This window comes from Variovorax sp. PAMC 28711 (assembly GCF_001577265.1).
Classification (GTDB): domain Bacteria; phylum Pseudomonadota; class Gammaproteobacteria; order Burkholderiales; family Burkholderiaceae_C; genus Variovorax.
Genome location: NZ_CP014517.1, coordinates 2747935 through 2763173 on the forward strand (window position 1 = coordinate 2747935; position 15239 = coordinate 2763173).

Genomic DNA, 15239 nt, shown 5'->3' on the forward strand with positions numbered 1-15239 from the left:
CTTGAAACTCCCCACCCGTGTCCAGCTCATCGACGTCGGCCCTCGCGACGGCCTGCAAAACGAAAAGCAGCCGGTGCCTGCCGACATCAAGATCGGGCTCGTTCACCGTCTGCAGGATGCAGGCCTGACCGAGATCGAGGTCACGAGCTTTGTGAGCCCCAAGTGGGTACCGCAGATGGGCGACAACGCCGAGGTGATGCGTGGTATCGCCCGGAAGCCGGGTGTGCGCTACTCGGTACTCACACCGAACATGAAGGGCTTTGAATCCGCCATCGCGGCGCCCCGCGACGAGTGGCCCGACGAGATCGTGGTTTTCGGCGCCGCCAGCGAAGCCTTCAGTCAGAAGAACATCAACTGTTCGATCGCCGAGAGCATCGAACGTTTTGCGCCCGTGGTGGCAGCCGCGCTGGACAAAGGCATTGCGGTGCGCGGCGCGATGAGCTGTACCGTCGGCTGCCCCTACGAAGGCGAGATCGCGCCTGCCAAGGTCGGCTACCTTGCGCAACTCATGGCCGGCATCGGCATCCAGCGCGTGGATGTGGCCGACACCATCGGCACCGGCACGCCGGTCAAGGTGCAGGCCGCGATGGAGGCGACGCTGGCACATTTCGACGTCGACCACATCTCTGGTCATTTCCATGACACCTACGGCCAGGCGCTGGTCAACACGCTGGCGGCGCTCGAGCTCGGCGTTTGGAACTTCCAGTCGTCTTGCGCAGGTCTTGGCGGTTGCCCGTACGCCAAGGGCGCGACCGGTAATGTCGCGACCGAGGACGTGGTGTACATGCTGCATGGCATGGGCATCGACACCGGCATTGATCTGAACAAGCTGATCGAGGCGGGCGTGTACATCAGCCAGGCACTGGGGCGCGAGCCGAATTCGCGTGCGTCGAAAGCGATTCGCACCAAGCTGGCTGGTGAGCAAGAAGCGCGGCCTGGCCCAAAGCCTTAGCATCTGCAGCTTTTAACCCTCACACCCTCGCCACATCATGCTGAACCACGTCATGCTCGGATCCAATGACATCGAGCGCTCCAAGCGCTTTTACGACGCTGTCCTGGGCGTTCTGGGGGCGGGCGAGCCGGTTCGCAACGTCGCGGCGACGGGGCACGTCCGGCTGTTCTATCGCCATGACGGAAGCACTTTCGGTCTGAGCCAACCTATCAATAACGAGCCGGCGGCTGCGGCCAACGGCGGAACGATCGGCTTTCGCTGCAATTCCGCAGCGCAAGTCAAGGCGTTCCACGACGTCGCGGTCGCCCATGGTGGCGAGTCGATCGAAGACGCGCCGGGCCTGCGGTCGGGCCCCGCGGGCGACGTGCATCTTGGCTACGTGCGTGATCCGGATGGCCACAAGCTGTGTGCCATCTTTCGCGTCAAGTAACACGGCCACGCAAGGCACACTTCATCGACCTCCATCCCTGATCGCTGCGCGCGTCTGTTGCCGGTTTCCGACAGGGAGAGAGAACAAGCCTTACTCTGCTTCTTATGTGCGGCGCTGAACTCCATTCCCTCCCCCAAACCGTACAGCGTGTCGCGCGCAGCCTGCAGGACGACGGGCATCCGCACATGCCGCGCATGCTCGACGACGCGGCGCGCACCGCGCAGCAGGCGGCCGATGCGCTCGGCGTGGCCGTCGGGCAGATTGCCAAGAGCATCGTCTTCAGGCGCAAGAGCGATGACGCGGCGGTGCTGGTCATCACCTCGGGCGACCAGCGCGTGGACGAGCGCAAGGTCGACGCCATCGTCGGCACGACCGGCCGCGCCGACGCGGCTTTCGTGAAGGCGAAGACGGGTTTCTCGATCGGCGGCGTTTCGCCGTTCGCCCATGCCACGCCGCCAGTCACGCTGATCGACCGTGAACTGTTCCGCTTCACTGAAGTGTGGGCTGCGGCCGGTCATCCCCATGCGGTGGTGCGCCTGGCGCCGCAAGACCTCGAACGCCTGACCGGCGCCCCGGTGGCGGACGTGGTGAGCGTTCCCGACCCCTTGCACACGGTGGCCGTGCGCTCGCCGTGCATTTCCGTTTGCCGGATGGTGGCCGCGACGGCGCTGTGCGAAGGCTGCGCGCGCACGATTCCCGAGATCGCGGGCTGGAGCCGCATGTCGGACGATGACAAGCGCGTGGTGTGGGGGCGCATTGCGCAAAGACTTTCGGAGACGGCCTCGTGAAGCACATCACTTTCTATCTCGACTTCATCTCGCCCTACGCCTACCTCGCGTTCGAAAAGTTGCCCGAGACGCTCGAAGGCCTGAGCTACACCGTGGCCTACAAGCCGGTGCTGTTCGGCGCGATGCTCAAGGCCAACGGCCAGCTCGGCCCGGCCGAGATCGCGTCCAAGCGCGCGTGGACTTACCGCCATGTGCTGTGGCTCGGCCACGCGCACGGCGTGCCGCTCGAGATGCCGGCGACGCATCCCTTCAACCCGCTGCCGCATCTGCGGCTGGCGCTCGCCACGTCGTCGGGCGCCGCGATCAGCCGCTACGTGGCCGAGATGATCTTCCACGAGGTGTGGCGCGGCGGTGCCGAGATGGGCGATGCGGTGCGGCTGGCAGGCCTGGCCGAAGCGCTCGACACGGTGCGCGACGGCAACGGCGCCGAGGCGAAGGCACAGCTGAAAGCGAACACCGATGAAGCGCTCGCGCGCGGCGTCTTCGGTGTGCCGGCGTATGCGGTCGACGACAAGCTCTTCTGGGGCTTCGACGGCCTCGCGATGCTGCGCGCGTACCTCGACGGCGACGCGTGGTTCGACAGCCCGGCCTGGTCGGGTGCCGCGGAGCGTCCGGGCCTCGTCCGCCAGAATCGTTGACATTTATTGCATTCTGAAACCTGCTGCGCGGGTTTCCCCTTGAGTCGTCAGCGCCGATTCAGTTTGGCGCAAGTCTCGGGTCAGTCGATCCTTCAAGAATGCTGCACGGCCTCGTTCGACGGGTCGCATACTTTTTAGGAGACGACGCAATGGCAGCCACCCTGGATTCCAAAGGGAACCCGCATCCGGCCCCGCGGCCGATGAGCGCCGAGGAAAAGAAGGTCATCTTCGCTTCTTCCCTCGGCACGGTTTTCGAGTGGTACGACTTCTATCTGTACGGCTCGCTCGCAGCGATCATCGCCAAGCAGTTCTTCAGCGGTCTGGACGCCGGCGCGGCCTTCATCTTCGCGCTGCTGGCCTTCGCGGCGGGCTTCCTGGTGCGGCCGTTCGGCGCCATCGTGTTCGGTCGGCTCGGCGACATGATCGGACGCAAGTACACGTTCCTGATCACGATCCTGATCATGGGCCTGTCGACCTTTATCGTCGGTCTCCTGCCGAGTTACGCGACCATCGGTGTCGCGGCACCCGTGATCCTGATCGCGCTGCGCATGCTGCAGGGCCTCGCGCTCGGCGGCGAGTACGGCGGTGCGGCCACCTATGTGGCCGAACACGCGCCGCACGGCAAGCGCGGTGCCTACACCTCGTGGATCCAGACCACCGCCACGCTCGGCCTGTTCCTGAGCCTGCTCGTCATCCTCGGCGTGCGCACGGTCATGGGCGAGGCCGCATTCACCGATTGGGGATGGCGCATTCCGTTCCTGGTGTCGGTGCTGCTGCTGGGCATTTCGGTGTGGATCCGCCTGTCGCTCTCCGAGTCGCCGGCTTTCCAGAAAATGAAGGCCGAAGGCAAGACCTCCAAGGCACCGCTCTCCGAATCCTTCGGTGACTGGAAGAACCTCAAGATCGTGATCCTGGCCCTCGTCGGCCTGACCGCCGGCCAGGCCGTGGTCTGGTACACGGGCCAGTTCTACGCGCTGTTCTTCCTGACGCAGCAGCTCAAGGTGGACAGCACCACCGCCAACCTGATGATCGCTGCCGCGTTGTTGCTCGGCACGCCGTTCTTCCTGGTGTTCGGCTCGCTCTCGGACAAGATCGGCCGCAAGCCGATCATCATGGCCGGCTGCCTGCTCGCCGTGGTGACCTACTTCCCGGTCTTCAAGATGCTGACCGAAGCCGCCAACCCCGATCTGGCCAGGGCGCAAGCCACGGCCGGCGTGGTGGTCACCGCCGATCCGGCGACCTGCTCCTTCCAGGGCAACCCGGTCGCGCGTGAAATCGACTTCAAGAGCTCGTGCGACATCGCCAAGCGCTACCTGGTGCAGAACTCCGTGAGCTACGAGAACATTGCCGGCCCGGCAGGTTCGAAGGCCTCGGTCAAGATCGGCGACAAGTCGGTGGAAGCACCGGTGGGCAACGTGGTCAACCTGAAGTTCGACGAAGCGTCCGCCAAGGAAATCGCGGCATTCAAGAAGACCATGTCGGAGGACCTGAAGCTCGCGACCTATCCGACCAAGGCCGATCCTGCCAAGATGAACAAGGTGATGATGATCGTGCTCCTGTTCTGGCTCGTCTTGCTGGTGACGATGGTCTACGGTCCGATCGCCGCGATGCTGGTCGAAATGTTCCCGACGCGCATCCGCTACACCTCGATGAGCCTGCCGTACCACATCGGCAACGGCTGGTTCGGCGGCCTGCTGCCCACCACCGCCTTCGCCATCGTGGCCAGCACCGGCAACATGTACAACGGCCTCTGGTACCCGATCATCATCGCGGGCATGACGCTCGTGATCGGTACGCTGTTCATCCGCGAAACCAAGGACATCGACATCTACGCGAACGACTGATCGACGCTGACCGACGCGGAGGGCCTGCGCCCTCTGCTCGACAAAAAGGCTTCACGCCCTGCGGCACGCGGGCTGAGGCCTTTTTCTCGAGCATTCAATCCAGGAGACAAGACCATGTGGAAAATCGTCGTAGGTTTCGTCGTCTTTGCCGCCATCGCGCTGTTCGTCATCGCCAAGGGCGGCGATTCGATCGACATGTCCGGTGAGAAGCACGGCACCGAGGCCACGCACACGCCCGAGCCGGCCGCATCCGCCGCGCCCAAGTAATCCGCCCGGTACGGGACGCCGGCTGACACCCGGCCGCGCAAGACCCTGCCACACGGCGGTCGCGGTGCTGTTCCTAGAATGTCTGCCCCACCCCCCAAGGTACACATGACACAGGGCTCCATCCGGATCCGCGGCGCACGCCAGCACAACCTCCAGAACCTCGACCTCGACATCCGCACAGGCGAGATGACCGTGGTCACCGGCCCGAGCGGCTCGGGCAAATCGAGCCTGGTGTTCGACACGCTGTATGCCGAGGGCCAGCGCCGCTACGTCGAGACCTTCTCGGCCTATGCGCGCCAGTTCCTCGATCGCATGGACAAGCCGGCAGTCGACAAGGTGGAAGGCGTGCCGCCGGCCATCGCCATCGACCAGACCAACCCGGTTCGCTCGTCGCGCTCCACGGTCGGCACGATGACCGAGCTCAACGACCACCTGAAGCTGCTCTACGCACGCGCCGCGGCGCTGTTCGACCGCGAAACGGCGCTGCCGGTGCGGCACGACTCGCCCGACTCCATCTACGCCGCGCTGGCGGACCGCGCGGCGGGCGCCGGCGACCCGCGCGTGGTGCTGACCTTCCCGGTGGAGCTGCCCGCGACGACGACCGCCGATGAAGTCACCCAGTGGCTGTCGGCCAGCGGCTTCACGCGCGTGCAGGCCGAGCGCGAAGTCGCCACGCCGACGGGCCCGCGCAAGGTGCTCGACGTGGTGGCCGACCGCTTCCGCGTGGCGGGGACGGAACGCGTTCGCGTGCTGGAGGCGATCGAGACGGCGCTCAAGCGCGGCGCGGGCCGCCTCACGGTCTATGCGCTGGCGGCCGAAGAGGGCGGCGAGCCGGAGGTCTGGAAGTTTTCGACCGGGCTCCATTGCCCCGAGAGCGACATCCGCTACGCTGACCCGATCCCGTCGATGTTCTCGTTCAACTCGGCGGTGGGCGCCTGCGACACCTGCCGGGGCTTCGGTCGCGTGATCGGCGTCGACCTCGGCCTCGTCATCCCGAACGACAAGCTCACGCTGCGCGCCGGCGCGATCAAGACGATCCAGACACCGGCATGGAAAGAGGCGCAGGACGACTTGATGCGCCACGCCGAAGCGGCCGGCATTCCGCGCGACACGCCCTGGGCCAAGCTCACCGACGAGCAGAAGCATTGGGTCATCGAGGGCTCGCCCAACTGGAAGGGCAAGTGGAACCAGCAGTGGTACGGCGTCAAGCGTTTCTTCGGCTACCTGGAGAGCAAGGCCTACAAGATGCACATCCGCGTGCTCTTGTCGAAGTACCGCAGCTACACGCCATGCCCGACCTGCGCCGGCGCGCGGCTCAAGCTCGAAAGCCTGCTGTGGCGCATCGGCAGCAAGGACGACGCCGACGCGGTGCTGCCGCCCGGAAAGCGCTTCATGCCGGTCGGCGCCAAGTGGTCGCGCGCGCAGCTCGAAGCATTGCCAGGTCTTTGCCTGCACGATCTGATGATGCTGTCGATCGAGCGGCTGCGCCGCTTCTTCGACCGCGTCGAACACCACGGCAACGGCACGCCGGCGAGCGAGGGCGACGCCCAGGCGCTCAAGCTGCTGTTCGAAGAGATCACCACGCGCTTGCGTTACCTTCACGACGTCGGCATCGGCTACCTCACGCTCGACCGGCAGAGCCGCACGTTGAGCGGCGGCGAGGTGCAGCGCATCAACCTGACGACAGCGCTCGGCACCTCGCTGGTCAACACGCTCTTCGTGCTCGACGAGCCCAGCATCGGCCTGCACCCGCGCGACATGAACCGCATCACCGAGGCCATGCTGCGTTTGCGCGACGCGGGCAACACGCTGGTCGTGGTCGAGCACGATCCGGCCGTGATGCTGGCGGCCGACCGCGTGATCGACATGGGCCCGGGCCCCGGCATCCGCGGCGGCCAGATCGTGTTCGACGGCACCACCGACCAGCTGCGCGATGCCGATACGCTCACCGGCAACTACCTCGGTGGCCGCAAGAAGATCGGCATGGGCTTCAAGCGGCTGGTGAGCGAGAACACGCACCGGCTCATCCTCGAAGGCGCGCGCGAGCACAACCTGCAGAACATCACGGTCGAGATCCCGCTGGCGCGCCTGGTGTGCATCACCGGCGTGAGCGGCTCCGGCAAGTCGACACTGGTGCAGGACGTGCTCGCGCCCGCGCTGATGCGCCACTTCGGCAAGACCACCGAAAGCCCCGGCGCCTTCGACCGCCTGCTCGGTGCCGATCACCTGGGCGACGTGGTCTTCGTCGACCAGTCGCCGATCGGCAAGACGGCGCGCTCCAATCCGGCGAGCTACGTGGGCGCCTGGGACGCACTGCGTGAGATCTTCGCGACGGCAGCGCTCTCGCGCCAACGCGGCTACACGGCCAGCAAGTTCAGCTTCAATTCCGGCGACGGGCGCTGCCCGACCTGCGGCGGCTCGGGTTTCGAGCATGTGGAAATGCAGTTCCTGTCGGACGTGTACCTGCGCTGCCCCGATTGCGACGGCAAGCGCTACCGCCCCGAAATCCTCGAAGTGACGATCGAGCGGAAGGGCCGCCACTTCAACGTGGCGGACGTGCTCGACCTCACGGTGGCCGAAGCCGCGACGTTGTTCGATGCCGACCGCGACGTGCTGCGCGTGCTGCAACCCATCGTCGACGTGGGGCTCGACTACGTGAAGCTCGGGCAGCCGGTTCCGACGTTGAGCGGCGGCGAGGCGCAGCGCCTGAAGCTCGCCGGCTTCCTGGCCGAAGCCGCGAAGAACGCGACGGCCAGCAAGCAGGCGGTCGCGCGCAAGGGCACGCTCTTCCTGTTCGACGAACCCACCACCGGCCTGCACTTCGACGACATCGCGCGCCTCATGCGTGCGCTGCGCAAGCTGCTCGATGCGGGCCATTCGCTGGTCGTGATCGAGCACAACCTCGACGTGATCCGCGCCAGCGACTGGCTGATCGACCTCGGCCCCGAGGGCGGCGAGGGTGGCGGGCAGGTGGTGGCCGAAGGCACGCCCGAATCGATCCGCGAGAACCGCGCATCGCTCACCGGTGCGGCGCTGGCCGACTATGAACTCGCGATCGGCCCCGACGCGTACAAGGTGGCCGAGCGCGCCGCGCGGCGTTACGTCGGCAGCGCCGCATCGGACGCGCCGGGCCGCCACGCGATTCAGATCGTGAACGCGCGCGAGCACAACCTGAAGAACCTCAGCGTCGACATCCCGCGTGGCAAGTTCAGCGTGGTCACGGGCGTGAGCGGCTCGGGCAAGTCGACGCTGGCCTTCGACATCCTCTTCAACGAAGGGCAGCGCCGTTATCTCGAATCGCTCAATGCCTACGCGCGCAGCATCGTGCAGCCCGCAGGGCGGCCCGAGGTCGACGCGGTGTACGGCATTCCGCCGACCGTGGCGATCGAGCAGCGCCTGTCGCGCGGCGGGCGCAAAAGCACGGTGGGCACGACGACGGAGGTCTGGCATTTCCTGCGGCTCCTGTACGTGAAGCTCGGCATCCAGCACTGCATCTTCGACGGCGCTGCCGTGCAACCGCAAACGCCCGACAGCATCGCCGCGCAACTGCTGAAGAACTTCAAGGGCCAGCACATCGGCCTGCTGGCGCCGCTGGTGAGCAACCGCAAGGGCGTCTACACCGAACTGGCCGATTGGGCGCGGCCGCGCGGCTACACGCACCTGCGCGTGGACGGCGCCTTCCTGCCGACGACAGGCTTTCCGCGCATCGACCGCTTCAAGGAGCACAGCATCGAGCTGCCGGTGGCCAGCCTCGACGTGTCGCCGCAGAACGCGGCCGAACTGCGCGCGGCGCTCACGAAGGCGCTGGAGCACGGCAAGGGCGTGGTCCACGTGTTGAGCGAACTCACAGGCTTGCGCGCCGCGATGAGGGCCGGCGTGTCGACGGCGGGCATCGGCCGCGTCAGCGTGTTCTCGACGCTGCGTGCGTGTCCGGTGTGCAGCACGAGCTACACCGAACTCGACCCGCGCCTCTTCTCGTACAACAGCAAGCACGGCTGGTGCCCCGACTGCGTGGGCACGGGCGTCAAGCTCAGCAAGGACCAGCGCAAGGTCTACGACGACTCGGTGCTGGCCGACGACCAGAAGGGCCGCGAGCAGACTTTCGCCGAGCCGGAAGCCGAAGACGTCGGCGACGTGGCGTGCCCGACCTGCGAAGGCACGCGACTGAACGCGACGGCACGCGCCGTGAGCTTCGGGGCCTCGGTGTTCGAGGGCAAGGGCGGCATCGGCATCACGCAGCTCGCGCGCATGAGCGTGGTCGAGGTGCGCCAGTGGTTCGAGGGGCTGGAACTGGTCGGCCGCGAGGCGGAGATCGCCCGCGACCTGGTGCCGGAGATCAAGAGCCGGCTCGAATTCCTCGAAGAGGTCGGGCTCGGCTACCTCACGCTCGACCGCGGCGCGCCGACCCTGTCGGGCGGCGAAGCGCAGCGCATCCGCCTCGCGGCACAGCTGGGCAGCAACCTGCAGGGCGTGTGCTACGTGCTCGACGAGCCGACCATCGGCCTGCACGCGCGCGACAACCAGATCCTGCTCGACGCGCTGCACAAGCTCGGCGAGAAAGGCAACACGCTGGTGGTGGTGGAGCACGACGAGGACACGATCCGTCGCGCCGACCACATCATCGACATCGGCCCGAGCGCGGGCAAGCGCGGTGGCCGGCTCGTCGCCGAAGGCTCGGTGGCGGACATCGAAGCGGCGGCCGATTCGCAGACCGGGCGCTACCTGCGCGACGCCATCCGGCATCCGCTGCAGCCGCGACGCGACGTGCCGCCGCCCGCGCCCGATGCGGCTGGCTGGCTCACCGTGCGCGGCGCCGACCTGCACAACCTGCAGGACGTGACCGCCACGCTGCCGCTGCACCGCCTGGTGGTCGTCACCGGCGTCAGCGGCTCGGGCAAGTCGACGCTGGCGCGCGACGTGCTGCTGGCCAACGTCTATGCGATCGTCGTGCAGCGCATGACCAAGGCCGGACGCGACAACGACGCCGCCGGCAAGCGCGCGAAGTGGGCCGGCTGCAGCGACGTCGAGGGCTATGAAACCATCGACCGCGTGCTCGAAGTCGACCAGACACCGATCGGCAAGACACCGCGCAGTTGCCCCGCGACCTACATCGGTTTTTGGGACACCATCCGCAAACTCTTCGCCGACACGCTGGAGGCGAAGGCGCGCGGCTACAGCCCGGCGCGCTTCAGCTTCAATACCGGCGAAGGTCGCTGCCCGGGTTGCGACGGCGCGGGCATCCGCACCATCGCGATGAGCTTCCTGCCCGACGTGAAGGTGCCCTGCGAGGTGTGCCACGGCGCGCGCTTCAACCCCGAGACGCTGGCGGTCAGCTGGCGCGGCAAGAGCATCGGCGAGGTGCTGCAGATGGAGGTCGACGAGGCGGTCGATTTCTTCGCGGCCATGCCCAACATCAGCCATCCGCTGCAGCTGCTCAAGGACGTGGGGCTCGGCTATCTCACGCTGGGCCAGCCGTCGCCGACGCTGAGCGGCGGCGAGGCGCAACGCATCAAGCTCGTCACCGAGCTGAGCAAGGTGCGCGACGACATCACGCGCCGCGGCCAGAAGCCGCCGCATACGCTGTACGTGCTCGACGAGCCGACCGTCGGCCTGCACATGGCCGACGTCGAGAAGCTCATTCATGTGCTGCACCGGCTGGTGAACGGCGGCCACAGCGTGGTGGTGATCGAGCACGACCTCGACGTGATCGCCGAAGCCGACTGGATCCTCGACCTCGGCCCCGAAGGCGGCAACGCCGGCGGGCGCATCGTGGCCGCGGCACCGCCGGAAGAAGTGGTGCGGCTGGGGACGCACACTGGCGTGGCGCTGGCGCCGGTGCTGGCGCGCTGAGAAAAATTCAAGCAAAAAGGGCTGTAGCGCCCGTGGGACGGGCGCATACAGCTATTGTTTCGATAGCATCTGGCACGCAGCTTTCAACTAAGCTCGAGCCATGCGCAAATCAAAACCTGTCGTTCCTGTTGTCGCCGTTGTCCTCGTCGCGGGGCTGGCCTACGCCGGCACCAGCCACTGGCTGGGCGGGCAGATCGAGTCACGCTACAACGCAGCACTCGACCAGCAACTGTCCGCCATCGGGTCGCTGCAGCCTGGCACCCAGATCACGCGCAGCTACCAGCGCGGTATGTTCACCTCCGAGGCGCAGATCACCCTGACCGTTCCCTCGCCACCCACGGCCGAAGCGGAAGCGGACCCCGATGCGCAAGCTGCGCCGCCCACGCCGCCAGCGCTGCAAAAGCCGCTGGTCATCACCATCGACAACCACATCCAGCACGGCCCCCTGGCCGGCTGGTGGCCTGCCATCGCACTGATCGCGTCGCGTCTGGGCAAGATCGACGCCGGGACGCCGGCACAGCGCGCAGTGTTCGACAAAGTCGAGCCGCCGCGCCTGCGCACCGTGGTCCATTTCGGCGGCGGCTACGACGGGACCTTCGTGCTGCCGGCGGGCGAATTCGCCGACGGCGCGAGTCGGGCCAAGTGGCAACAACTCGACTTCCGCTTCAATGGTGCGGGCGACGGCCGGCATGTCGAAGGCAATTTCGACTGGCCGCAGCTGAGCATCGAAGCAGCGCCCAAAACCGATGCCGACGAAGCCGCCGGTGCGCGCACTCGCGATGCCGTCCGTTTGCAGATCGAGGGCATGACCGCCCGCTTCGATTCCGAGGTGCCCGTGAACGGAACGGCCGCGTTCGGCGCCGGGACCTCTTCCGGCACGATCAAGCACCTCAGCATGGCCCGCGGAGATGCGCCGAAGGCGATGTTCGAACTCGACGGCGTCCAGCTCGCCAGCACCACCCGCGCCACCGGAGCGCTGTTCGACGTCGAGCAAACCGCCACCGGTCGCGGCACCCTGGCGGGCAAACCGATCGACCGTTTCGATTACGCGATGGCCTTGACGCAACTCAATGGCGAGGCACTGAAAGCGCTGGAGCAGGCGCTGTTCAAAGCGTCGGCAACACCGGCGGCCGAAGCGCCGACCGACGCGCAGAGTGCCGCCATCGCGCAGGCGCTGAACGCAGTGGTGCAAGCCGGGCCCTCGTTTCGCAGCAGACTGAAGGCGACCATCGGTGTCGAGACGGGCGAGTTCAGCCTCGGTGTCACGCTGCCCACCGGCGCGGCGCCCGCGCCCGCCGATCTGCCGCCAGCCTTTCTCATGCTCGCGCTGGCGCAACAGATTGAGGGCAACGCCTCGATGAAGATGCCGAAATCGTGGGTGCCGCTTTTCGCGGGCGCGGGCGACAAGCCGGCCGAATCGATCGCCTCGGCCAAGGCGCTGCTCGGAAACTTCACTGCCCAGGGGTGGCTGGTCGAGGGCGCCGCCGATGTCACTGCCGAGCTGAAATACGCCGCAGGCGCCATCACGGTCAACGGCCGGCCGTTCAACCCGCTGGGGCTGGGCGCCGAGCCGGCGCAACCACGGCGGCGGCAACAGCGCTGAGATGCTCGGGGCGGCAGCGAGTGCCGCGGGTTGACCGTATCGAGCACGATGCAGTGCCTGCTACGCTCGCCGCCGATGATCGATACCTTCAAAAAGGCGCTCTGGGCCACCGCCGACAAGCTGCGCGCCAACATGGATGCCGCCGAGTACAAGCACCTGGTGCTCGGCCTCATCTTCGTCAAGTACATCTCCGACACCTTCGCCGCACGCCGGGCCGAGCTGGTCACGCGTTTTGCCGACCCGGCCGACGAGTACCACTTTGCCGATGCCACGGCCGATGACCTGGCCGCCGAACTGGAGCAGCGCGACTACTACCGCGCTGCCAACGTCTTCTGGGTGCCCGAGGCCGCGCGCTGGGAGAGCATCCGCGCCGCCGCCAAGCAGCCCGACATCGGCAAGCGCATCGACGAGGCGCTCACGCTCATCGAGGCCGAGAACCCGAGCCTCAAAGGCATCCTCGACAAGCGCTACGCCCGCGCGCAGTTGCCCGACGGCAAGCTCGGCGAGCTGATCGACCTGGTGTCGACCATCGGCTTCGGCGTCGATGCCGCCCAGGCGCGTGACGTGCTCGGGCAGGTGTACGAATACTTCCTCGGCATGTTCGCCAACGCCGAAGGCAAGCGCGGCGGCCAGTTCTACACGCCGCGCAGCATCGTCAAGACCTTGGTCGCCGTGCTCGCGCCGCACCACGGCAAGGTGTACGACCCGTGTTGCGGCTCGGGCGGCATGTTCGTGCAGAGCGAAGAATTCATCGAGGCGCACGGCGGCAAGCGCGGCGACGTGTCGATCTACGGGCAAGAGGCCAACCCCACCACCTGGCGCCTGGCCGCGATGAACATGGCCATTCGTGGTCTCGACTTCGACCTGGGAAAGGAGCCGGCCGATACTTTCGTGCGCGACCAGCACAAAGACCTGCGGGCCGACTTCGTGCTGGCCAACCCGCCCTTCAACATCAGCGATTGGTGGCACGGCAGCCTGGAAGGCGACGCGCGCTGGGTGTACGGCGACCCGCCGCAAGGCAACGCCAACTACGCCTGGCTGCAGCACATGCTGCACCACCTGAAGCCCGACACCGGCCGCGCCGGCATCGTGCTGGCCAACGGCAGCATGAGCAGCAGCCAGAACGGCGAGGCGCAGATCCGCGCCGCGATGGTCGAGGCCGACGTGGTCGAAGTCATGGTCGCGCTGCCCGGCCAGTTGTTCTTCAACACGCAGATCCCCGCGTGCCTGTGGTTCCTGGCGAAGAAGAAAGCGCCCGCGCGCAAAGGCGAAGTGCTCTTCATCGACGCCCGCAAGCTCGCCACCATGATCAGCCGCGTGCAGTGCGAGCTGACCGATGCGGTGATCGATCGCATCGCGAACACCGTGGCCGCCTGGCGCGGCGATGCATCAGCGCCCGCGTATGAAGACGTGGCCGGCTTCTGCCGCAGCGTAAAGCTGGAAGAGATTGCCCAGCACGGCCATGTGCTGACGCCGGGCCGCTACGTCGGCGCCGAAGCGGTCGAGGACGACGACGAAGCCTTCGCCGAGAAGATGCAGAAGCTCACCGAGACGCTGGGCGAGCAGATGGCGAAGGGCGCGGAACTGGATGCGCTGATCCGGAAGAAGCTGGGGGGGCTGGGGTATGAGTTCTGAGTGGGCGAAGCGCACTCTTGGTGAGTTCGTCCGGCTGCAGCGAGGGCACGACCTGACTGCAGCGGAGCAGCGGCCTGGGCTGTTTCCGGTAATGGGATCGGCCGGCCAGAACGGCACTCATGCTGAGTCTCTGGCTGCTGGTCCAGGTGTGGTGATTGGCCGTAGCGGTGCTTCTGTTGGGCGAGTTCATTTCTCAGACGTGGACTATTGGCCGCACAACACCTGCCTGTACGTAACGGATTTTCTTGGCAACCATCCGCGATTCGCCTACTACCTCCTGCAGACGCTTGCTCTCGCGGGCTACAACTCTGGGAGTGCGCAACCATCTCTTAATCGCAATTTCATCTACTCCATCCCTGTACTGGTGCCCGGGAGGGCCGAGCAGAACGAGATCGTTGATGTGCTTCAAGCTCTCGACGACCGCATCACCCTCCTGCGCGAAACCAACGCCACGCTCGAAGCCATCGCCCAGGCGCTGTTCAAATCGTGGTTCGTCGACTTCGACCCCGTGCGCGCCAAGATGGCATGCCGCGCCCCCGAAGGCATGGACGAGGCCACGGCGGCGCTGTTTCCGGATGGGTTCGGGGAGTCGGAGTTGGGGTTGGTGCCGAAGGGGTGGCGCAGCGGCCACCTCGGCGAAGTGGCACGAACGGTTCGGAAGCAACTTCAACCGTCGGAGCTTCACGCGGGGCTGCACTATGTCGGTTTGGAGCACATGCCGCGAAAGTCGTTGAGCCTTGTCGAGTGGGCGACTGCGGATGGGCTGGAAAGCGCCAAAGCCGCTTTCCGTGAAGGTGATGTTCTTTTCGGAAAGCTCCGTCCCTACTTCCACAAGGTCGTCATCGCGCCGTTTGATGGCGTCTGCTCCACGGATGTCTTGGTGTGTCAGGCAATCAAACCTGCATTCAAGGGCTTTGTGGCGATGCAGCTTTTCAGCGATGCGTTGGTTGGCTACGCAGAACGGCTGTCGAACGGCGCGAAGATGCCACGGGTCAATTGGTCGGACTTGGCCGACTACCCCGTCGTCGTCCCGACGGAAGATGTCGCACTGCGTTTTACAGAAGTCGTCGAGCCGTTGTTCGCGCACATGAAAGCGGCCACTCAAACTGCCCAAACCCTCGCCGCCCTCCGCGACACCCTGCTCCCCCGTCTGATCTCCGGGCAGCTACGACTGCCGGAAGCCGTGACGGACATCGAAGCTCAGCCCAGTTGAGCGGTCAAGCGCTCGGCCT

Annotated in this window: 10 protein-coding genes and 1 pseudogene; all 11 read left to right on the forward strand. The window is 66.4% G+C overall.

The window, feature by feature from the left end:
- The first annotated feature begins 1 nt into the window (after position 1).
- The 11 genes and pseudogenes from AX767_RS13345 to AX767_RS13385 all read left to right on the forward strand — a co-directional run bounded on the left by AX767_RS13345 (position 2) and on the right by AX767_RS13385 (position 15220).
- Complete coding sequence (locus AX767_RS13345; RefSeq protein ID WP_068631784.1) at positions 2-952, forward strand: hydroxymethylglutaryl-CoA lyase; 951 nt, start codon at positions 2-4, stop codon at positions 950-952.
- Between the two features lie 37 nt (positions 953-989).
- Positions 990-1382 carry a VOC family protein gene (locus tag AX767_RS13350; protein WP_068631785.1) on the forward strand — a complete coding sequence of 131 codons (393 nt, stop codon included), beginning with the start codon at positions 990-992 and terminating at the stop codon, positions 1380-1382.
- Between the two features lie 104 nt (positions 1383-1486).
- Positions 1487-1972: pseudogene (locus AX767_RS22170) on the forward strand (YbaK/EbsC family protein); the annotation flags it as partial.
- Positions 1973-2032: 60 nt separating this feature from the next.
- Positions 2033-2170, forward strand: coding sequence for a DUF1289 domain-containing protein (locus tag AX767_RS22175; RefSeq protein WP_335338858.1), 138 nt, complete (start codon positions 2033-2035; stop codon positions 2168-2170).
- Complete coding sequence (locus AX767_RS13360) at positions 2167-2808, forward strand: 2-hydroxychromene-2-carboxylate isomerase (protein ID WP_068631787.1); 642 nt, start codon at positions 2167-2169, stop codon at positions 2806-2808. Before AX767_RS22175 ends, AX767_RS13360 begins: the two co-directional genes overlap by 4 nt.
- A gap of 149 nt (positions 2809-2957) precedes the next feature.
- The gene (locus AX767_RS13365; protein ID WP_068631788.1) at positions 2958-4652 is read left to right on the forward strand and encodes an MFS transporter; all 1695 of its coding nucleotides are present in this window, start codon (positions 2958-2960) and stop codon (positions 4650-4652) included.
- Positions 4653-4766: 114 nt separating this feature from the next.
- Complete coding sequence (locus AX767_RS21605; RefSeq protein WP_168164827.1) at positions 4767-4919, forward strand: hypothetical protein; 153 nt, start codon at positions 4767-4769, stop codon at positions 4917-4919.
- 105 nt (positions 4920-5024) lie between these two features.
- Positions 5025-10769: an excinuclease ABC subunit UvrA gene (uvrA, locus tag AX767_RS13370; RefSeq protein ID WP_068631789.1), complete on the forward strand. Its 5745-nt coding sequence runs from the start codon at positions 5025-5027 to the stop codon at positions 10767-10769.
- Positions 10770-10869: 100 nt separating this feature from the next.
- Positions 10870-12372, forward strand: a complete 1503-nt coding sequence (locus AX767_RS13375; protein ID WP_068631790.1) for a YdgA family protein — start codon at positions 10870-10872, stop codon at positions 12370-12372.
- 75 nt (positions 12373-12447) lie between these two features.
- Positions 12448-14007 carry a class I SAM-dependent DNA methyltransferase gene (locus tag AX767_RS13380; protein WP_068631791.1) on the forward strand — a complete coding sequence of 520 codons (1560 nt, stop codon included), beginning with the start codon at positions 12448-12450 and terminating at the stop codon, positions 14005-14007.
- On the forward strand, positions 13997-15220 hold the full coding sequence (locus tag AX767_RS13385; RefSeq protein ID WP_068631792.1) for a restriction endonuclease subunit S: 1224 nt from the start codon (positions 13997-13999) through the stop codon (positions 15218-15220). The genes AX767_RS13380 and AX767_RS13385 overlap by 11 nt, the downstream gene beginning before the upstream one ends.
- Positions 15221-15239: the final 19 nt, after the last annotated feature.